General features: G+C 61.0%; 24 protein-coding genes. 21 read left to right on the top strand and 3 right to left on the bottom strand.

All coding sequences use genetic code 11. The features are described 5' to 3' along the window. Positions 1–76: 76 nt before the first annotated feature. The gene (locus EYF70_RS26880) at positions 77–1,903 is read right to left on the bottom strand and encodes a phosphoethanolamine transferase (protein ID WP_131148106.1); all 1,827 of its coding nucleotides are present in this window, start codon (positions 1,901–1,903) and stop codon (positions 77–79) included. A gap of 427 nt (positions 1,904–2,330) precedes the next feature. Between EYF70_RS26880 and rpsL the strand changes: the two genes are divergently transcribed. From rpsL to rpsJ, 5 genes are all read left to right on the top strand, one after another. Further along, a complete protein-coding gene (gene rpsL / locus EYF70_RS26875; protein WP_130186567.1) occupies positions 2,331–2,714 on the top strand; it encodes a 30S ribosomal protein S12 in 384 nt (127 codons plus the stop codon). A 133-nt stretch (positions 2,715–2,847) separates the two neighbouring features. Continuing rightward, a complete protein-coding gene (gene rpsG / locus EYF70_RS26870) occupies positions 2,848–3,318 on the top strand; it encodes a 30S ribosomal protein S7 (protein WP_130186566.1) in 471 nt (156 codons plus the stop codon). Between the two features lie 99 nt (positions 3,319–3,417). Further along, positions 3,418–5,523 (top strand): elongation factor G, encoded by a 2,106-nt coding sequence (gene fusA, locus EYF70_RS26865; RefSeq protein ID WP_131148105.1) that lies wholly within the window; start codon positions 3,418–3,420, stop codon positions 5,521–5,523. A gap of 76 nt (positions 5,524–5,599) precedes the next feature. Next, entirely contained in the window at positions 5,600–6,790 is a 1,191-nt protein-coding gene (gene tuf / locus EYF70_RS26860; RefSeq protein ID WP_130186564.1) for an elongation factor Tu, read from the top strand. 150 nt (positions 6,791–6,940) lie between these two features. Further along, a complete protein-coding gene (gene rpsJ / locus EYF70_RS26855) occupies positions 6,941–7,258 on the top strand; it encodes a 30S ribosomal protein S10 (protein ID WP_050409777.1) in 318 nt (105 codons plus the stop codon). Between the two features lie 117 nt (positions 7,259–7,375). On the opposite strand, the gene EYF70_RS26850 is transcribed toward rpsJ, so the two are convergent. Both EYF70_RS26850 and EYF70_RS26845 read right to left on the bottom strand, forming a co-directional pair. Beyond that, the gene (locus tag EYF70_RS26850; RefSeq protein WP_229420580.1) at positions 7,376–7,831 is read right to left on the bottom strand and encodes a DUF2269 family protein; all 456 of its coding nucleotides are present in this window, start codon (positions 7,829–7,831) and stop codon (positions 7,376–7,378) included. Between the two features lie 181 nt (positions 7,832–8,012). Next, a complete protein-coding gene (locus tag EYF70_RS26845) occupies positions 8,013–8,795 on the bottom strand; it encodes a PEP-CTERM sorting domain-containing protein (RefSeq protein WP_165497799.1) in 783 nt (260 codons plus the stop codon). 379 nt (positions 8,796–9,174) lie between these two features. On the opposite strand from EYF70_RS26845, the gene EYF70_RS26840 reads away from it, so the two are divergent. The 16 genes from EYF70_RS26840 (at position 9,175) to rpsH (ending at position 19,357) form a co-directional block, all read left to right on the top strand. Then, a complete protein-coding gene (locus EYF70_RS26840; RefSeq protein ID WP_131148102.1) occupies positions 9,175–12,063 on the top strand; it encodes a TonB-dependent receptor in 2,889 nt (962 codons plus the stop codon). A gap of 336 nt (positions 12,064–12,399) precedes the next feature. Further along, the gene (gene rplC, locus EYF70_RS26835) at positions 12,400–13,056 is read left to right on the top strand and encodes a 50S ribosomal protein L3 (protein ID WP_131148101.1); all 657 of its coding nucleotides are present in this window, start codon (positions 12,400–12,402) and stop codon (positions 13,054–13,056) included. A gap of 3 nt (positions 13,057–13,059) precedes the next feature. Then, positions 13,060–13,680 carry a 50S ribosomal protein L4 gene (gene rplD, locus EYF70_RS26830; RefSeq protein WP_131148100.1) on the top strand — a complete coding sequence of 207 codons (621 nt, stop codon included), beginning with the start codon at positions 13,060–13,062 and terminating at the stop codon, positions 13,678–13,680. Continuing rightward, entirely contained in the window at positions 13,677–13,991 is a 315-nt protein-coding gene (rplW, locus tag EYF70_RS26825; protein WP_131148099.1) for a 50S ribosomal protein L23, read from the top strand. Before rplD ends, rplW begins: the two co-directional genes overlap by 4 nt. Further along, entirely contained in the window at positions 13,991–14,818 is an 828-nt protein-coding gene (rplB, locus tag EYF70_RS26820; RefSeq protein WP_131148098.1) for a 50S ribosomal protein L2, read from the top strand. The genes rplW and rplB overlap by 1 nt, the downstream gene beginning before the upstream one ends. A 9-nt stretch (positions 14,819–14,827) precedes the next feature. Next, positions 14,828–15,103: a 30S ribosomal protein S19 gene (gene rpsS / locus EYF70_RS26815; protein ID WP_093556914.1), complete on the top strand. Its 276-nt coding sequence runs from the start codon at positions 14,828–14,830 to the stop codon at positions 15,101–15,103. Next, positions 15,100–15,432 carry a 50S ribosomal protein L22 gene (gene rplV, locus EYF70_RS26810; RefSeq protein WP_174800461.1) on the top strand — a complete coding sequence of 111 codons (333 nt, stop codon included), beginning with the start codon at positions 15,100–15,102 and terminating at the stop codon, positions 15,430–15,432. The genes rpsS and rplV overlap by 4 nt, the downstream gene beginning before the upstream one ends. 9 nt (positions 15,433–15,441) lie before the next feature. After that, entirely contained in the window at positions 15,442–16,230 is a 789-nt protein-coding gene (rpsC, locus tag EYF70_RS26805) for a 30S ribosomal protein S3 (RefSeq protein WP_131148097.1), read from the top strand. A gap of 14 nt (positions 16,231–16,244) precedes the next feature. Then, entirely contained in the window at positions 16,245–16,664 is a 420-nt protein-coding gene (gene rplP, locus EYF70_RS26800) for a 50S ribosomal protein L16 (RefSeq protein ID WP_056337588.1), read from the top strand. A 12-nt stretch (positions 16,665–16,676) separates the two neighbouring features. Continuing rightward, positions 16,677–16,868 (top strand): 50S ribosomal protein L29, encoded by a 192-nt coding sequence (gene rpmC, locus EYF70_RS26795; RefSeq protein WP_130186550.1) that lies wholly within the window; start codon positions 16,677–16,679, stop codon positions 16,866–16,868. After that, positions 16,865–17,137, top strand: coding sequence for a 30S ribosomal protein S17 (rpsQ, locus tag EYF70_RS26790; protein ID WP_131148096.1), 273 nt, complete (start codon positions 16,865–16,867; stop codon positions 17,135–17,137). Before rpmC ends, rpsQ begins: the two co-directional genes overlap by 4 nt. A gap of 259 nt (positions 17,138–17,396) precedes the next feature. Then, positions 17,397–17,765, top strand: a complete 369-nt coding sequence (gene rplN, locus EYF70_RS26785) for a 50S ribosomal protein L14 (protein ID WP_130186548.1) — start codon at positions 17,397–17,399, stop codon at positions 17,763–17,765. Between the two features lie 9 nt (positions 17,766–17,774). Continuing rightward, positions 17,775–18,089, top strand: a complete 315-nt coding sequence (gene rplX, locus EYF70_RS26780; RefSeq protein WP_131148095.1) for a 50S ribosomal protein L24 — start codon at positions 17,775–17,777, stop codon at positions 18,087–18,089. A 6-nt stretch (positions 18,090–18,095) separates the two neighbouring features. After that, positions 18,096–18,635 carry a 50S ribosomal protein L5 gene (gene rplE / locus EYF70_RS26775; protein ID WP_131148094.1) on the top strand — a complete coding sequence of 180 codons (540 nt, stop codon included), beginning with the start codon at positions 18,096–18,098 and terminating at the stop codon, positions 18,633–18,635. A gap of 6 nt (positions 18,636–18,641) precedes the next feature. Further along, entirely contained in the window at positions 18,642–18,947 is a 306-nt protein-coding gene (gene rpsN / locus EYF70_RS26770) for a 30S ribosomal protein S14 (protein WP_130186545.1), read from the top strand. A 14-nt stretch (positions 18,948–18,961) separates the two neighbouring features. Further along, positions 18,962–19,357: a 30S ribosomal protein S8 gene (gene rpsH, locus EYF70_RS26765; protein WP_131148093.1), complete on the top strand. Its 396-nt coding sequence runs from the start codon at positions 18,962–18,964 to the stop codon at positions 19,355–19,357. Positions 19,358–19,365 lie beyond the last annotated feature (8 nt).

Here is a 19,365-nt window from a genome sequence, read left to right as displayed (position 1 = left end):
GCGTTTCAGTGTGGCGTGTCCGCCGTCCGGTCTTGTCCGGTACTGTCCGGTAGCGTCCGGCGCAGCTGTCCAGTTGCTATCGCCGTTTTTTCGGTTTCTTGGCGATGACTTCGCGGCAATCGCCCTTCAGCGTGGCGTTGTCGTAGTCCGTCCAGCCATAGCTGTCCACCCAGCGGGTGTGGCGCTTGAAGGTAGGGGACAGGAAGCTCCATTCCAGGCGGTCGGCGGGGTAGCGGATGTCGGCCATGTCCAGCAGCGTGTGGAACATGTTTTCGGTGGCCAGTTTCGCCTTGCGGTGCCGGTGCAGCTGGCGCACCTTGTCCGGGTAGCGGTCGCCATATTGTTCCGAGTACCACATGAATGCCGGCACGCGGAATTCATATTGCGTGTTGTGGCCATGGAAGGCGATGCGGCAGGCGCCGTCGTACAGCGTCTGGCCATGGTCGGCCACGTACAGCAGGGCGGCCGGCTGCCTGGCCGATTTCAGGCGATCGAGCACCTGCGCCAGGAACCAGTCGGTGTACAGGATGGTGTTGTCGTAGCTGTTGTTCAGCCGCGGCTTGATGGCGATGTCGGTATAGACCGGCTTGTCGATGCCGAACAGCGATGGCTGCCAGCGGTCGAACGCCTGCGGGTGGCGCTGGCTGTAGTTCCAGTGGCTGCCCAGCGTGTGCAGCACGATCAGCTTTTTCGGCGTGCGGTCGGCCATCGCCACGCGCAGCGGTTCGAACAAGACCTCGTCGAGCGTGGACTTGTCCGAGAAGCCGCCCAGGTTGGTGAACTGCACCACGTCCGCCTCGCGGGCGAACACGGACACCGGCGTGTCGAACTTGCCGAACGAGATCTGGTTCGACAGCCACCAGGTACGGAAGCCCGCTTCCTTGTAGGCGGTGATGAAGGATTTTTCGCTGAAGCCATCTTTCAGGCTCTGCCGCGCCGGCTTGCGGGAAATGATCACGGGGACCGACAGCCGCGTGGCCGAGACCGCCGTGATCACGTCCGGCAGCGGTACCAGGTTGGCTTCCCGGGCCAGCAGCGGGTTGGTCTCGCGCCCGTAGCCGAACAGGCTCCAGCGGTCCTGGCGCGACGATTCGCCGATCACGAGCACGATCGTTTCCGGTACGTCGTCGGCCCCGGGCTGGTCGGCGCCGAACCTGAAATGGCGGCTGGTTTCGTTCAGCTGGGCGAGGTAGCGCCGCTCGCGGTAGAAATCGATGCCGCGCGCGGCCAGGCCGAACGGCCAGGAATCGATGAAGGACTTGAAGTGCACGGGCGGGCGGGCCCATTGCGGCAGCGGCGGCAACGGCCAGCCGGTGGCGTGGGCGCCGCGGCTGCCGTCGCCGGCCTGCGCCGGGGCGGAGGCCGAAGCGGAGGCGGAGGGGATTTTGCCGGCACCGAATTCCCACGCATAGGCCGCCAGCAGCGCGAAGCCGCCCAGCAGCGCGAGGGCCACCCAGCGCGACGCACCCTGCCAGTCCAGGCCGCGGGTCTGGCGCGCGGCGCGGAACGTCATCACCCACCAGGCGGCCACGCCGGCCATCACGGCCAGCATCGTCCATACGGTGCCGCCGAGGAATTCGAGTGCCTCGACGGGGCTGGTTTCTGCCAGGATGCCCAGGTGGTGCGTGGAGATGCCCTGGCCATAGAACGCCAGCAGGTAGATTTCCGTGGGCAGCGCCATGAACGCGGGGATCAGCAGCCAGTGAAAATAGGCCGGGCGCTTGAACACCGCCCAGACGGCGGTCCAGGCGGCGATCTCGATGCCGAGGATCTGCCAGCCATCGCGCACGGGATTGTCGAGCAGGATGCGGATCCACGGCACCAGCGACAGCGCCAGGTAACTGAGCAGGATGAACAGGTGGGCCGGGCGCGGCCAGCGCAAATTCTGGAGCAACGGTGGCATACGGCGATATCGGACGGGCAGGCCCCGGATGAGCAATGGCATGACGGATGAGCGCACAAGCGGCATGCGCACAGATGGGCGCGCAGGGGCCGGCGCGCCAGCCACGGCGCGCGACGGACGCGCACACGGGCATGGGGCGCTATTATCGGTGCTTTTCATGCCGCCGGGCAGCCGTTGCCGCGCTTAATTGCTTTGCAAATCAGTTGACTGGGCTTTGCGCTCCGTCTATACTCGCGAGTTCTCAATTTAGTCTGCACCTCGTATACGCTTTTTCAGCGCCACCTTCAGAAGGGGTGGCTGTTTGCGTCTTTCGCGAGCGCGGCTCTGGAGACTGGTTTTAGCCCCCGGGAGCACGACTCAGCTGTGATTCAGCTGTGATTCGGCTGCCCGGGTTGTCAATAGCAGTAATTTTGTTGGATTTAGAACGATGCCAACCATCAATCAATTGATTCGCAACCCACGTACCGCCCTGGTCGTGAAGAGCAAATCGCCGGCACTTGAAAACTGCCCGCAAAAGCGTGGCGTGTGCACCCGCGTGTACACCACCACTCCGAAGAAGCCTAACTCGGCACTGCGTAAAGTTGCCAAGGTGCGCCTGACCAACGGTTTCGAAGTCATTTCGTACATCGGCGGCGAAGGCCACAACCTGCAGGAACACAGTGTCGTGCTGCTGCGCGGCGGCCGTGTGAAAGACTTGCCGGGTGTGCGTTACCACATGGTTCGCGGCTCGCTGGATACCCAGGGCGTCAAGGACCGTAAGCAGGCTCGCTCGAAGTACGGTGCCAAGCGCGCCAAGGCAGCCAAGAAGTAATTTTCTGCACTAAGTCGTACTTAGTCGCATACACAATGAGTTGAGGCGGTCGCGAGACCGAGTAAGTGTGAGGCCATGATGGCCCACGCGAGTGCCGAACGAGGCACTCAACTGAAGACAGGAAGGAATAGACATGCCACGTCGTCGTGAAGTACCCAAGCGCGAAATTCTGCCGGATCCAAAGTTCGGCAACACCGAAGTCGCCAAATTCGTCAATGTTCTGATGCTGTCCGGCAAGAAGTCGGTCGCAGAAAACATCATCTACGGTGCATTCGACCATATCCAGCAAAAATCCGGCAAGGATCCGCTGGAAGTGTTCACCGCAGCGATCAACAACGCCAAGCCAATGGTTGAAGTGAAGTCCCGCCGTGTCGGCGGCGCGAACTACCAGGTGCCGGTTGAAGTGCGCCCAGTGCGCCGCCTGGCCCTGTCCATGCGTTGGCTGCGCGAAGCTGCGAACAAGCGCAGCGAAAAGTCGATGCCGCAACGCCTGGGTGGTGAGCTGCTGGAAGCTGCGGAAGGCCGCGGCGGCGCAATGAAGCGCCGTGACGAAGTGCACCGCATGGCAGAAGCGAACAAGGCGTTCTCGCACTTCCGCTTCTAAACACTCCGGCCGGCAAGACCGGCCTTTGTTCAAGCCGGGCGCATTTTTGATTCAAAAGTGTCGCTCGGTTTTGTCCATTCAAAGATTTAGGATCTCATTATGGCCCGCAAGACCCCCATCGAGCGCTACCGCAACATCGGTATTTCCGCTCACATCGACGCTGGTAAGACGACCACCACCGAGCGCGTGCTGTTCTACACCGGCGTGAACCACAAGATTGGTGAAGTGCACGACGGCGCCGCCACCATGGACTGGATGGAGCAGGAACAAGAGCGCGGCATCACGATCACGTCCGCGGCCACGACCTGCTTCTGGAAAGGCATGGCCAACAACTTCCAGCCGCACCACATCAACATCATCGATACCCCGGGCCACGTCGACTTCACGATCGAAGTGGAACGTTCGATGCGCGTGCTGGACGGTGCCTGCATGGTCTACTGCGCAGTGGGCGGTGTGCAGCCACAGTCGGAAACCGTGTGGCGCCAGGCTAACAAGTACAAAGTGCCGCGTCTGGCCTTCGTCAACAAGATGGACCGTACCGGTGCCAACTTCTTCAAGGTCTACGAGCAGATGCGCGCTCGCCTGAAGGCCAACCCGGTGCCGATCCAGATCCCTATCGGCGCTGAAGATTCGTTCGCCGGCGTGGTCGACCTGGTCAAGATGAAGGCGATCATCTGGGATGACGCATCCCAGGGCATGAAGTTCGACTACGAAGACATCCCGGCACACCTGCAGGCGCAAGCCGCCGAGTGGCGCGAGAAGATGGTCGAAGCGGCCGCCGAATCCAGCGAAGAGCTGATGAACAAGTACCTGGAAGAAGGCGACCTGTCGGAAGCCGAGATCAAGCAGGCGCTGCGCGCCCGTACGATCGCTTCGGAAATCGTGCCGATGATGTGCGGCACCGCGTTCAAGAACAAGGGCGTGCAGGCCATGCTGGACGCCGTCATCGAATACCTGCCTTCGCCAGTGGACATCCCACCGGTCGGCGGCACCGACGACGACGAGCAGCCTGTCACCCGTACCGCTTCGGACGACGAGAAGTTCTCCGCGCTGGCATTCAAGATCATGACCGACCCGTTCGTTGGCCAGCTGGCGTTCTTCCGCGTGTACTCGGGTTCCGTGAACTCGGGCGACACCGTGCTGAACTCGGTGAAGAACCGCAAGGAACGCCTGGGCCGCATCCTGCAGATGCACGCCAACCAGCGTGAAGAAATCAAGGAAGTGCGCGCTGGCGACATCGCCGCTGCCGTGGGCCTGAAAGACGTGACGACCGGCGAAACGCTGTGCGATCCGACCGCGGTGATCATCCTGGAACGCATGGTCTTCCCTGAGCCGGTGATCCAGCAGGCCGTCGAGCCGAAGACCAAGTCCGACCAGGAAAAAATGGGCCTGGCGCTGAACCGCCTGGCACAGGAAGACCCGTCGTTCCGCGTGAAGACCGACGAAGAATCCGGCCAGACCATCATCGGCGGCATGGGCGAGCTGCACCTGGAAATTATCGTCGACCGCATGAAGCGCGAATTCGGCGTGGAAGCCACCGTCGGCAAGCCGCAGGTTGCCTACCGCGAGACGATCCGCAAGACCGTCACCGACGTGGAAGGCAAGTTCGTCAAGCAGTCCGGTGGTCGCGGCCAGTACGGCCACGCCGTGCTGACGATCGAACCGCAAGAGCCGGGCAAGGGCTTCGAGTTCGTCGACGCCATCAAGGGCGGTGTGATTCCTCGCGAATACATCCCTGCAGTGGAAAAAGGTGTGCGCGAAACGCTGAACACCGGTGTCCTGGCCGGCTACCCGGTGGTCGACGTGAAAGTGACCGTGACCTTCGGTTCCTACCACGACGTGGACTCGAACGAAAACGCGTTCCGCATGGCCGGTTCGATGGCATTCAAGGACGGCTGCCGCAAGGCATCCCCAGTCATCCTCGAGCCGATGATGGCCGTGGAAGTGGAAACGCCGGAAGACTACGCCGGTAACGTGATGGGCGACCTGTCGTCCCGTCGCGGCATGGTGCAGGGCATGGACGAAATCCCGGGCGGCGGCGGCAAGATCATCAAGGCCGAAGTTCCGCTGTCCGAAATGTTCGGTTACTCGACCTCGCTGCGTTCCGCAACGCAAGGCCGTGCAACCTACACGATGGAATTCAAGCACTACTCCGAAGCGCCGAAGCACGTTATCGACGCGATCGTGACCGCGAAAGCGAAATAAATCAGAATAGCGTTTATCGGCCGGGGCAAAACCCCGGCCGGACAACCTTAAATCATAGTTCTAAGGAAGAAATAAAATGGCAAAAGGTAAGTTTGAGCGGACTAAACCGCACGTCAACGTCGGCACCATCGGTCACGTCGACCACGGCAAGACCACGCTGACCGCGGCAATCGCAACGGTGCTGTCGAAGAAATTCGGCGGCGAAGCCAAGGCCTACGACCAGATCGACGCTGCTCCGGAAGAAAAAGCACGCGGCATCACGATCAACACCGCGCACGTCGAGTACGAAACCGCTGCCCGTCACTACGCGCACGTTGACTGCCCAGGCCACGCCGACTACATCAAGAACATGATCACCGGCGCTGCCCAGATGGACGGCGCGATCCTGGTGTGCTCCGCAGCTGACGGCCCGATGCCGCAGACCCGCGAACACATCCTGCTGGCCCGTCAGGTTGGCGTGCCTTACATCATCGTGTTCCTGAACAAGTGCGACCTGGTCGACGACGCGGAACTGCTGGAACTGGTGGAAATGGAAGTGCGCGAGCTGCTGTCCAAGTACGAGTTCCCTGGCGACGACCTGCCAATCATCAAAGGTTCGGCACGTATGGCCCTGGAAGGCCAGCCTGGCGAAATGGGCGAAGAGTGCATCATCCGCCTGGCGGACGCACTGGACACCTACATCCCGACGCCTGAGCGCGCTGTGGACGGCGCCTTCCTGATGCCTGTGGAAGACGTGTTCTCGATCTCCGGCCGCGGTACCGTGGTGACCGGCCGTGTCGAGCGTGGCGTGATCAAGGTCGGCGAAGAAATCGAAATCGTCGGCATCATCGACACCGTCAAGACCACCTGCACCGGCGTGGAAATGTTCCGCAAGCTGCTGGACCAGGGTCAAGCTGGCGACAACGTCGGCCTGCTGCTGCGCGGCACCAAGCGTGAAGACGTGCAGCGTGGCCAGGTTCTGGCCAAGCCGGGCTCGATCAAGCCGCACAACCACTTCACCGGCGAGATCTATGTCCTGTCGAAGGATGAAGGCGGCCGTCACACCCCGTTCTTCAACAACTACCGTCCTCAGTTCTACTTCCGTACGACGGACGTGACCGGCTCGATCGAGCTGCCAGCGGACAAAGAGATGGTCATGCCGGGCGACAACGTGTCGATCACCGTCAAGCTGATCTCCCCGATCGCCATGGAAGAAGGCCTGCGTTTCGCAATCCGTGAAGGCGGCCGTACCGTCGGCGCGGGTGTTGTAGCCAAGATCCTGGGCTAAGCTTTAGCGTTGATGCGGCGGGACAGGGCGTGATATCATGCCGGTCCCGCTGCTTTTATGTTGAAGCAGTAGTGTTGTAAAGCGTTGCATATTTCTACATTGCCGGAGCAGGTGTTTCGCCGCCCGGTTCGTTCTTTTTAAGGAATCAGCATGTCCACCCCGAATCAAAAGATCCGCATCCGCCTGAAGGCTTTCGACTACAAACTGATCGACCAGTCCGCACTGGAAATCGTTGACACCGCCAAGCGCACCGGCGCCGTGGTCAAAGGTCCGGTTCCCCTGCCGACCCGCATCCAGCGTTACGACGTGCTGCGTTCCCCGCACGTGAACAAGACCTCGCGCGACCAGTTCGAAATCCGTACCCACCAGCGCCTGATGGACATCGTGGATCCGACCGACAAGACCGTTGACGCACTGATGAAGCTGGACCTGCCGGCTGGCGTGGACGTCGAGATCAAGCTGCAGTAATCGATTCGCGTGGATGGCACTGCCATCCAGGCATAAGGAAACCGGAGCCTCGAGCTCCGGTTTTTTTTTGCCGGTGCTTCGCAGCCCGGCTTCACGCGGAGCCGCAAACCGGCGGTGTCAAGCAGGCTTGTTCAGCATCAGCCAGAAAATCACGACCAGGGCAGTGAAGGCCGGGATGCCGAGCAGGAACCACAGCCGCTGGTAGCGCCAGTACAGCGGGGGCAGGGCGCTGCCGGTGGCGTCGGCGACCCGCGCCAGGTCACGCATGCGGATCTGCAGCCATACGACCGGCAGCCAGCAGGCGCCGGCCAGCAGGTACAGCGCGACCGACGACACGATCCAGGTGCTGAGCCATGGATAACCGGCCAGCCAGACCATGGCGAAGCCGGTGACGGGCTGCACGATGACGGCGGGGGTGGTGAACAGCCAGTCCGCCAGCACGGCGCGTTCGGTGACCACGCGGATCGCCCGCACGTCGCCGCTGCGGTCGGTAATCCACTTGAAGAACGCAATGCCCATGCCGGTGCCGAACAGCACCGTCGAGCTGAGCACGTGCAGCAGTTTGAGTAGCATGTAGTGGTCCATGGGGCGACTATCGCATCGGCCGGGGTCGGGGCCGAGCCCGGCACGAGTGGCAATGCCGGGCGCTTCCCGGCACCCGGCCGCGAGTGGCTACCTTCGTGTCGGCGTGGCGCGGCGCCAGGCCTGCGGTGGCCGCGCCATTGCCAATGGTGCGCTCAGGCTCCGGATTCCCTCAACCGGCGCGTTGCGCAAGGCGGCGCCGTGCTCCCAGCACGAGGAGGCCGGCGCCCAGCATCAGGTAGGTCGTCGGTTCCGGTACCGCCAGGACGTTGGCCCAGGCGGCGGCATAGCTGCTGAAGGACAGGTTGAGCGCGATATCGTGGTCGAGATCGTTGCGAGCGATCAGCGAGAAGGTGTCGCCGTAACTCAAGGACGATGCTCCGTTGCCCAGCTCCAGGTGATGGAAGAAGCTCTGGTGAGGTTGATCCAGCGATACGTAGTTCAAAAAGACGCCGAAGGATGCCCGGCCCGGCAGGATGGGCAAGGCAGGGTCGCTGGTCTGCACCGAAGCGTCCGCCCGGCCGGCCACGGTAAAAGCGCTGTGTGCCTTGAGGAGGATCGACACGTTCTGCCACGCCGATCCGTACGCGCCGTCACCGTGGCGCTGCAGCGATCCGGTATCGACCGCGGTCTGCAGGTTACCCAGCTGCCCGTTCGTCGTGGCTGACGCCCAGTAACCGTAATAACTTGCCTGCGCGTTGACCGGGACGGGGAGGGCTGGATCGAACCTGTCGAAATCGTGGTGATCGCCGTTGGTGAAGCTGGCTTCGAATTCCGTGCTGCGCGGACCGAATTGGTACCCCGCGGCGACGCCATCGTCCGGCGTGAGATCGATCACACCGAACTGGACGTTGGCAAATGCGGACGATGCGGTGGTGTGCACGGCGGCGGCAGCATGCGAGCAGAGCAGAGAGGTACAGGCAAGGGCCGCCGCGGTGCTGAGATAACGATTCATGAGCATTCCTTTTCAGCGAGGGTGATGGAGCGGATGGGTCCGCCCTCCGGAGTGCATTGCTATCAACATGAAAGTGTCCTAATTGCAACACAGTCCAGTCTAGCAGATCGTTATCAGCCGCGGCATTGCACCGCAAACGCTCGTAGCGCCGCGCATACGGTGGCTCCGCCGAGCGGCTACACAAAAGCAAATAAAATTCGATCTTGTTCCAAGAATACGATATCTCCCATGGTCCGTTAGCGCAGATACAACACAATGGCGACCAGCATCCTGTAAAACCCCAAATATTTTTGTATGTTCTCGACAGTTGTGAGAAATTGCTAAGAATCGTTACGGGATGTAACGGCGAATTCACACATAATATTCGGGAGAAATAACAATGCAGCTGACATTGAAACGCAGCGTAATTGCGGTCGCGGCCACGCTCGCCGTACCTGCCGTACTGGCCCAGCAGGCGCCGGCGCCCCAGCCCAGCCAGACCGTGTACATCACCGGTTCCAACCTGAAGCGCGCCGACAAGGAAGGCACCTCGCCCGTCCAGGTCGTGACGGCCCAGGACATCAAGGATACCGGCGCCCAGACGGTGCAGGAACTGATGCGCTTCGTGCCGGCGATCGGCTCGGACAGCAATTACGACAGCACCGATGGCGGCTTCTCGCGCGGCGTGTCGACGGCGTCGCTGCGCGGCCTGTCGTCCACCTCGACCCTGATCCTGCTGAACGGCCGGCGCATGTCGCCCTCCGCGTATGCCGATCCGAACGACGGCAATTCCACGCTGTATGACCTGAACAGCATTCCGGTCAGCGCGCTCGACCGCGTCGAGATCCTGAAGGACGGCGCCTCCGCCGTGTATGGTTCCGATGCCATCGGCGGCGTGATCAACTTCATTACGAAGAGCAATTACCAGGGCTTTGAATTCGGCGCACGCGCCAGTGCCAACGACGATGGCGAATTCGCCCGCCGCGGCGTCAGCGCGGCTTGGGGCAAGGGCGACCTCGATACCGACGGCTACAACGTGTTCTTCACCGCCGATGTCTCCAAGCGCGACCGTACCGCGCTGCGCGACGCGACGGATATCGCGTTCAGCCAGTACCAGCAACTGAACGGCCGCTTCGCCACGCCATACGGCAGCCAGATCTCGCAACATCCAACGTTCTACCGGGAGAGCGCGCCGGGTTCGCGCAACTTCGGCGTGAACCGCACCAATGCCGCGGACCGCCTGCGCACCACGCTGGGCTGCGACCCGTCGGAGCAGCTGGTGGGCACCACGCAGATGGGCTTCCCGGCCACCAGCGTGTGGGTCGGCCGCACCTTCTGCAACTACGACGCGACCCGCTTCCTCGAAGCGCAAAGCGAAGGCAAGGATGCCGTCGTGATGAGCCGCGGGGTGCTGAAGCTGGGCGCCAATGCGCGCGCATTCGCCGAGGTGGCCTACGCCCGTTCCGAGCGCACGTACACCGGCACGCCGATCACGCTGGGCCAGTCGTCGACCAACAACTTCACGGCGACCGGCGTTGCCGAACCGTTCCAGGCCATCCTCGAGATCGGCCATCCGGACAACCCGTTCCCGAACGCGCGCGCCTCGGTCGGCTACCGTTTCGCCAACCTGCAGGGCGGCACGCAAAACCTCAACGAAAGCACCCGCCTGCTGGTGGGCGCCGAAGGGGAATTGCGCGGCTGGACGTGGGATACCGGCCTGCTGTGGAACCGTTCGGAGCGTGAAGAAACCTACAACGACCGGCTCTACCTGCCGACGCTGCGCAAGCTGAACACGGGTACCACGCTGGCCCAGCTGGCCGCCGATCCCACCCTCGCGCAGGACGTCTCCAATCTCGGCCGCGCCTCCATCCTGCAGTGGGATGCCAAGGCCAGCACGCAGTTCGGCCAGTTGCCGGGCGGCGCGATGGGCCTGGCATTGGGCGTCGAAGTGCGCCGCGAGAAGATCCAGCTCGACCCGACGCCGGTGCTGGCCACCGGCCAGATCTTCGGCCTGGTCAACTCGATCATCGATGGCGAGCGCGACGTCAAGTCGGCATTCGTCGAGCTGCGCACGCCGCTGCTGAAGAACCTGGAGATGGACTTTGCCGGCCGCGCTGACAAGTACCCGGGCATCAAGACCAACTACGTGCCGAAAGTGGGCGCGAAGTGGACGGCCTTCGACGGCCTCGCCTTCCGCGGCACGTACGCGAAGGGCTTCCGCGCACCGGCACTGGTGCAGGTGACGCCGGGCGGCTCGCAAGTCTTCCTGCGCGACCTGTTCGACCGCCGCCGCTGCGAAGCCGACGAGCGCACGCCGAAGCCGGGTGCGACCGAGGTCGATTGCGCGAAGACCGCCGCCGGTACCGGTGGCGCCAACCCGGACCTGGTGCCGGAAAAATCGCGCAGCTACTCGCTGGGGCTGATCTATTCGCCGACCAGCAGCCTGGACTTCCTGGTCGAGTACTTCCGCATCCGCAAGGAAGGCGAAGTGGTGCAGGGCTCCGCGTTCGAGGCGATCAAGAACGAAGACCGCTTCCCGCAGAACGTGGTGCGCGACCCGAACCCCGCCAACTTCGTGACCGACGCCAGCGGCAAACCGATCGAGAACACGGGGCCGCTGCTGATGGTCAAGCTGCCATGGGAAAACCAGGGCGCGACCGAAGTGCGCGGCATCGACTTCGAAGTGCGCCACCGCGCGCGGCTGGGCGACTGGGGTGGCCTCAGCACCAAGCTGAACGGTACTTACATGACGCACTATTCGCTGTCGCAGCACGCCGGCGACATCGAGCACAACCTGGTGGGCGGCAACGCCGGCATCTACGACTGGAACCTGTCCAGCGGAATGGAACTGCCGCGGCTGAAGTTCAACCTGGCCAGCACGTGGACCCGGGGCGACCATGCCGTGAACGCTTCGGTCAACTATGTGGGGACCGTTTCGCTGAAGCGTTACGTCAACGCCGACACGGTCTACGACCAGCCGTTCTGCCACTACGGCACGGCGAAGCCGGGCGATGCCGAACCGAACCGCGACGCCACGGTGCCGCTGTACGAAGAGTACTACCCGGACTGCAAGATCGGCCGCTGGGTCACCTTCGGCCTGGGCTATACGTACACCGGCTTCAAGAACCTGACGCTGAACGTGAACGTGCAGAACCTGTTCGACAAGCGCGCGCCATACGATCCGGCCGAGGGCATTTCGAGCACCTTCCTGCCGGAAGCCGGCTACAACCAGGCCTTGCACAACAACTACGGTCGCTACTTCACCGTCAGCGCGAAGTACGCGTTCTGACCGTCCGCAGGGATGCCGCTCCCGCGGCGTCCCTTGCCCTGTCACCGGCAAGCCCGGCGGCAGGGCATGCCGGCACCGCGCGCCACCGCGCCGGTGCTGCTTCGCCATCCGCTTTCCACGTCCCTGAAAAAGCCATTCCGTGCCCGCGTTGCGCGCTGTGCAAACTTTGTGCAACAGACATCGACATACCTCGTACTAACTTGTTGCGTCAAGAGGCAAATCAAAGTACACTAGCCGGCTTCGGTATGGGAATGTACTTTTTCGTCCTTACCATTTTTAGTAGTTCAATGTAGTTAAACTTAGCCCCGCCCAATCGTAGGTGGGAATGGAGAAAAAATGAGCCTTGGCCTCCTCGGTCGCAAGGTTGGCATGATGCGCATCTTCACGGACGACGGGGATTCGATCCCTGTGACCGTGCTGGACGTGTCGAACAACCGCATTGCGCAAATCAAAACTCCTGAAACGGATGGTTACTCCGCTGTTCAGGTCGTATTCGGTCAACGTCGCGCTTCCCGCGTGACCAAAGCCGCTGCGGGTCACTACGCCAAAGCTGGTGTCGAAGCCGGTACTCTGCTGAAAGAGTTCCGTGTCGATGCAGCCAAAGCTGCCGAACTGAAAGCTGGCGAAGTCGTCGCCGTTTCGCTGTTCGAAGTCGGTCAGAAGATCGACGTGCAGGGCACCTCGATCGGTAAAGGCTACGCCGGTACCATCAAGCGTCACAACTTCGCTTCGGGTCGTCAGACTCACGGTAACTCGCGTTCGCACAACGTACCAGGCTCCATCGGTATGGCGCAGGACCCGGGCCGCGTGTTCCCTGGCAAGCGCATGACCGGTCACATGGGCGACGTCACCGTCACCACCCAGAACCTGGAAATCGCTCGTATCGACGCTGAACGCCAGCTGCTGCTGGTCAAAGGCGCGGTGCCAGGCGCGAAAAACGGTCAGGTGGTCGTCTCGCCAGCCGTTAAAGTCAAAGCTAAGAAGGGAGCTTAATTCATGGAACTCAAGCTCTTGAACGCTGAAGGTCAAGCCGCGTCCAACGTTGCTGCTGCAGACACCGTCTTCGGCCGCGATTACAACGAAGCCCTGATCCACCAGATCGTGGTTGCTTATGCAGCGAACGCCCGTAGCGGCAACCGCGCGCAGAAGGACCGTGAACAGGTTCACCACACGACCAAGAAGCCTTGGCGCCAGAAAGGCACCGGCCGCGCCCGTGCTGGTATGTCGTCGTCGCCACTGTGGCGTGGCGGTGGTCGCATCTTCCCGAACTCGCCTGACGAGAACTTCACCCACAAAGTGAACAAGAAGATGTACCGCGCAGGTCTGTGCTCGATCCTCTCCCAGCTGGCTCGCGAAGAGCGCCTGGTAGTGATCGAAGAACTGTCGATCGAAGCCCCGAAGACCAAGCTGCTGTCGCAAAAGCTGACCGGCCTGGGTCTGGATTCGGTCCTGATCATCACCGACAACATCGAAGAAAACCTGCTGCTGGCTTCCCGCAACCTGCCGAACGTGCTGGTCGTGGAACCGCGTCATGCAGATCCAATGTCGCTGGTCTTCTACAAGAAGATCCTGGTTACCAAAGCGGCACTGGCCAAGATTGAGGAGTTGCTGGCATGAGCGCCGTCAAATTTAGCGAAGAGCGCCTGTTGAAGGTGCTGGTGGCGCCGGTCATTTCCGAAAAGGCCACCATGGTCGCGGAAAAGAACGAGCAGATCGTGTTCCGTGTTGCTCCGGACGCGACCAAGCCAGAAATCAAGGCCGCCGTTGAACTGCTGTTCAAGGTCGAAGTGGAATCGGTGCAGACCGTCAACCGCGAAGGTAAAGTCAAGCGTTCGGGTCGTTTCATCGGCCGTCGCAATGCTACCAAGCGTGCTTTCGTGTGCCTGAAGCCTGGCCAGGAAATCAATTTCTCCGAGGAGGCTAAATAATGGCACTCGTTAAGATGAAGCCAACCTCCCCAGGCCGTCGCGGCATGGTGAAAGTTGTCAACGCCGACCTGTACAAGGGTCGTCCGCTGGCAGCGCTGGTTGAGAAAAAATCGAAGACCGCCGGCCGTAACAACAACGGCCACATCACCACCCGTCATATCGGTGGTGGTCACAAGCAGCACTACCGTATCGTCGACTTCAAGCGCAACAAGGATGGTATCCCGGCGAAAGTGGAACGTATCGAATACGATCCGAACCGCACGGCGCACATCGCCCTGCTGTGCTACGCCGACGGCGAGCGCAAGTATGTCATCGCGTCGAAAGGCCTGTCCGTCGGCGATACGCTGATGAACGGCTCGGAAGCGCCGATCAAGGCCGGCAACACCCTGCCGATCCGCAACATCCCGGTTGGTACCGTGATCCACTGCGTCGAAATGCTGCCAGGTAAAGGTGCCCAGATGGCACGTACCGCCGGTGCCGCAGTCGTGCTGATGGCCCGCGAAGGTACTTACGCCCAGGTGCGTCTGCGCTCCGGCGAAGTGCGCCGCGTGCATATCGAGTGCCGCGCAACCGTGGGCGAAGTCGGCAATGCCGAACACAGCCTGCGCAAGATCGGTAAAGCCGGTGCGATGCGTTGGCGCGGTGTCCGCCCGACCGTCCGTGGTGTCGTGATGAACCCGATCGACCACCCGCACGGTGGTGGTGAAGGCCGTACCGCCGCTGGTCGTCACCCAGTGTCGCCATGGGGCCAGCAGACCAAGGGCAAGAAGACGCGTTCGAACAAGCGCACTTCTTCGATGATCGTCTCGCGCCGCGGCAAGAAATAAGGATAAATCATGACCCGTTCATTGAAAAAAGGGCCGTTCTGCGACGCCCACCTGGTGAAGAAAGTCGAAGCCGCGCAAGCGACCAAAGACAAGAAGCCAATCAAAACCTGGTCCCGCCGTTCGACGATCATGCCTGACTTCATCGGCCTGACGATTGCCGTGCACAACGGCAAGGTGCACGTGCCTGTGTACGTGTCCGAGAACATGGTTGGTCACAAGCTCGGCGAGTTCGCGCTGACCCGTACGTTCAAGGGCCACGCTGCTGACAAAAAGGCGAAGAAATAATGGAAACCAAAGCAATCCTCAAAGGCGTGCGCCTGTCGGATCAAAAGGGTCGCCTGGTGGCTGACCTGATCCGCGGCAAGAAGGTTGACGCCGCGCTGAATATCCTGCAGTTCAGCCCGAAAAAAGGCGCCACCATCATCAAGAAGGTGCTGGAGTCCGCCATTGCGAACGCCGAGCACAACGATGGTGCCGATATCGACGAGCTGTACGTGAAAACGATCTACGTCGAAAAGGGCCCGATCCTGAAGCGCTTCACCGCGCGCGCAAAGGGCCGTGGCGACCGTATCTCGAAGCAGTCCTGCCACGTCTACCTGACGGTCGGAAACTAAGGAGCCAAGATGGGACAGAAAATTCATCCAACCGGCTTCCGTCTGGCCGTTACCCGTAACTGGGCTTCCCGCTGGTACGCGACCAACGGTAACTTCGCTTCGATGCTGAACGAAGACCTGAAGGCACGCGCCTACCTGAAGAAGAAGCTGAAGAACGCCTCCGTCGGCCGCATCGTCATCGAGCGTCCTGCGAAGAACGCCCGCTTCACCGTGTACAGCTCCCGTCCGGGCGTTGTGATCGGCAAGAAGGGCGAAGACATCGAAGTGCTGAAGTCGGAACTGACCAAGATCATGGGCGTGCCGGTGCACGTCAATATCGAGGAAATCCGCAAGCCGGAAATCGATTCGCAGCTGATCGCCGATTCGATCGCCCAGCAGCTGGAAAAGCGGATCATGTTCCGCCGCGCCATGAAGCGCGCAATGCAGAATGCAATGCGCCTGGGCGCCGTCGGCATCAAGATCATGTCTTCCGGCCGTCTGAACGGCATCGAGATCGCCCGTACCGAATGGTATCGCGAAGGCCGCGTGCCTCTGCATACCCTGAAGGCGGACATCGACTACGGCACGTCCGAAGCATCGACCACCTACGGCATCATCGGCGTCAAGGTGTGGGTGTACAAGGGTGACCGTTCCGCCACCGGCGAAGCACCAGTCATCGACACCCCGGCCGACGAGAAGAAGCCACGCGGTCCGCGTCGCGACGACGGTAAGCCGGGCCGTGGCCCACGTCCAGGTCCGGGCGCCAAACCAGGCGCCCCAGCCGCTCGCCGCGCTGCGAAGCCGGCTGCAGCTGAATAAGCAGGAGAAAAAGCATGCTGCAACCATCTCGCAGGAAGTATCGTAAAGAGCAGAAAGGCCGTAACACCGGTATTTCGCATACGCGCGGCACCGCCGTGTCGTTCGGCGAATTCGGTCTGAAAGCCGTCGCGCGTGGCCGTATCACGGCTCGCCAGATCGAAGCTGCCCGTCGTGCCATGACCCGTCACATCAAGCGTGGCGGCCGTATCTGGATCCGTATCTTCCCGGACAAGCCGATTTCGAACAAGCCGGCTGAAGTCCGTATGGGTAACGGTAAGGGTAACCCGGAGTACTACGTGGCTGAAATCCAGCCAGGTAAAGTGCTGTACGAAATGGACGGCGTTGGCGAAGAGCTGGCACGCGAAGCGTTCCGCCTGGCTGCTGCCAAACTGCCGCTGGCAACCACCTTCGTGGTGCGCCAGGTTGGCCAATAATTGGAGTGAAATATGAAAGCATCTGAACTCCGCGGCAAAGACCAGGCTGCTCTGCAGAAAGAACTGAACGACCTGCTGAAGGCACAGTTCGGCCTGCGTATGCAAAGCGCCACGCAACAGCTGAGCAACAACTCGCAGCTGAAGAAGGTCCGCCGCGACATCGCACGCGTCAAAACGGTAATGAACACGAAGGAAGCCAAATGAACGAACCAGTGAAACAGTCGCTCAAGCGCACGCTGATCGGTAAAGTGGTGTCCGACAAGATGGACAAGACCGTCACCGTGCTGATCGAGCGTCACGTCAAGCACCCTCTGTACGGCAAGATCATCGTGCGTTCGGCTAAATACCACGCACATGACGAAACCAACCAGGTCAAAGCCGGTGATACGGTGGAAATCTCGGAAGGTCGTCCGATCTCCAAGACGAAGGCGTGGACGGTGACCCGTGTAGTGCAAGCTGCACAAATCGTCTAAAAAGAAAGCCGGACGGGAACGTTGCGTTCCCGTCCGTTTTCCAATTAGTTCTTGCAGGCCCGCAGGTTGTATGTAATACTTGCGGGCTTCGTTCATGTATCGCCGCTAAGTGTCTATCCACAGACGCGGTTTCGCGGTCAGTACTGTATGAAGGTCAAGCACCCAAACAATGATGCAGCAGCGTCGTTGGCGGGACCAAGACTGACCGAGAGGTCCGCATTGTGTGGATTCTTCGGCTTAAGTTGGGAAAGAGAATACTATGATTCAAACTGAAAGCCGGCTCGAGGTAGCCGACAACACCGGTGCGAAAGAAGTTATGTGCATCAAGGTGTTGGGCGGTTCCAAGCGCCGTTACGCTGGCATCGGCGACGTGATCAAGGTCACGGTTAAACAGGCACAGCCACGCGGCCGTGTCAAAAAAGGTGAAATTTATAACGCCGTGGTTGTGCGCACCGCTAAGGGTGTGCGTCGCCAGGACGGTTCCCTGGTCAAGTTCGATGGCAACGCTGCCGTCCTGCTGAACTCCAAGCTGGAACCGATCGGTACCCGTATCTTTGGCCCGGTGACGCGCGAGCTGCGCACCGAGAAGTTCATGAAGATCGTGTCCCTGGCACCGGAAGTCCTGTAAGGAGTCACAATGGATAAGATTCGCAAAAACGACGAAGTCGTCGTCCTGACCGGCAAGGACAAGGGCAAGCGCGGCGTAGTGACCCAGCGTGTAGACGCTGAGCACGTCGTGGTGGAAGGCGTGAACGTGGCCAAGAAGGCCGTCAAGCCGAACCCGATGACGGGCGTAACTGGTGGCATCGTCGACAAGACCATGCCGATTCACGTGTCCAACGTTGCTCTGTTCAACGCTGCGACCGGCAAGGCCGATCGCGTGGGCTTCAAGGAAGTGGACGGTAAAAAAGTCCGCGTCTTCAAGTCCTCCGGCGAAGTAGTGAAGGGGTAATTGAAAATGGCCCGTCTGCAACAAGTATACAAAGAGAAGGTCGTTGCCGAGTTGACCGAGAAATTCGGCTACAAGTCGGTAATGGAAGTGCCGCGCCTGACCAAAATCACCCTGAACATGGGTGTGGGCGAAGCAATCGCTGACAAGAAGGTCCTGGAGCACGCTGTTGGCGACCTGACCAAGATCGCCGGCCAGAAGCCTGTGACGACCAAGTCGCGTAAAGCTATCGCTGGTTTCAAGATCCGCGAAGGCTACCCGATCGGTACCATGGTGACCCTGCGTGGCGCCCGCATGTATGAATTCCTGGATCGCTTCATCACCGTGGCACTGCCGCGCGTGCGTGACTTCCGTGGTGTGTCCGGCCGCTCGTTCGATGGCCGCGGTAACTACAACATCGGCGTGAAAGAGCAGATCATCTTCCCGGAAATCGAGTACGACAAGATCGACGCGCTGCGTGGCATGAACATCTCGATCACCACGACCGCCAAGACCGACGACGAAGCGAAAGCTCTGCTCGCCGCATTCAAATTCCCGTTCAGGAACTAACCGATCATGGCAAAACTCGCACTGATTAACCGTGAACAGAAGCGTGCCGACCTGGTGGAGAAATTCGCCGCCAAGCGCGCCGCCCTGAAAGCCATCATCGACGACCAGTCGAAGTCGGAAGAAGAGCGTTACGAAGCCCGCCTGAAACTGCAGGCCCTGCCGCGTAACTCCGCTCCGACCCGCCAGCGTAACCGCTGCGCCATCACCGGCCGTCCACGTGGCACCTTCCGTAAATTCGGTCTGGCCCGCACCAAGCTCCGTGAATTCGCCATGCGTGGTGAAATCCCGGGTATGACCAAAGCCAGCTGGTAATAGGAGAATAAGCAATGAGTATGAGCGATCCTATCGCCGATATGCTGACCCGTATCCGCAATGCACAGGGTGTGAAGAAGACCACCGTTGCAATGCCGTCGTCGAAAGTCAAAGTGGCGATCGCCTCCGTCCTGAAGGACGAAGGCTACATCGAAGATTTCGCAGTGTCCTCCAACGAAGGCAAAGCGGAACTGCAAATCGGCCTGAAGTACTACACCGGCCGTCCTGTCATCGAGCGCCTGGAGCGCGTGTCCCGTCCGGGTCTGCGCGTCTACAAAGGCAAGGATGAAATCCCGACCGTGATGAACGGCCTGGGCGTGGCAATCGTGTCGACCCCGCAAGGCGTCATGACCGATCGCAAAGCGCGCGCTACCGGCGTCGGTGGCGAAGTCATCTGCTTCGTGGCTTAAGGAGTAAC

The sequence above is a fragment of the Pseudoduganella albidiflava genome, from assembly GCF_004322755.1.
Classification (GTDB): Bacteria; Pseudomonadota; Gammaproteobacteria; order Burkholderiales; family Burkholderiaceae_D; genus Rugamonas; species Rugamonas albidiflava.
The sequence above is the reverse complement of the archived record's forward strand: the minus strand, read 5'-3'. Positions and strand labels throughout refer to the sequence as shown.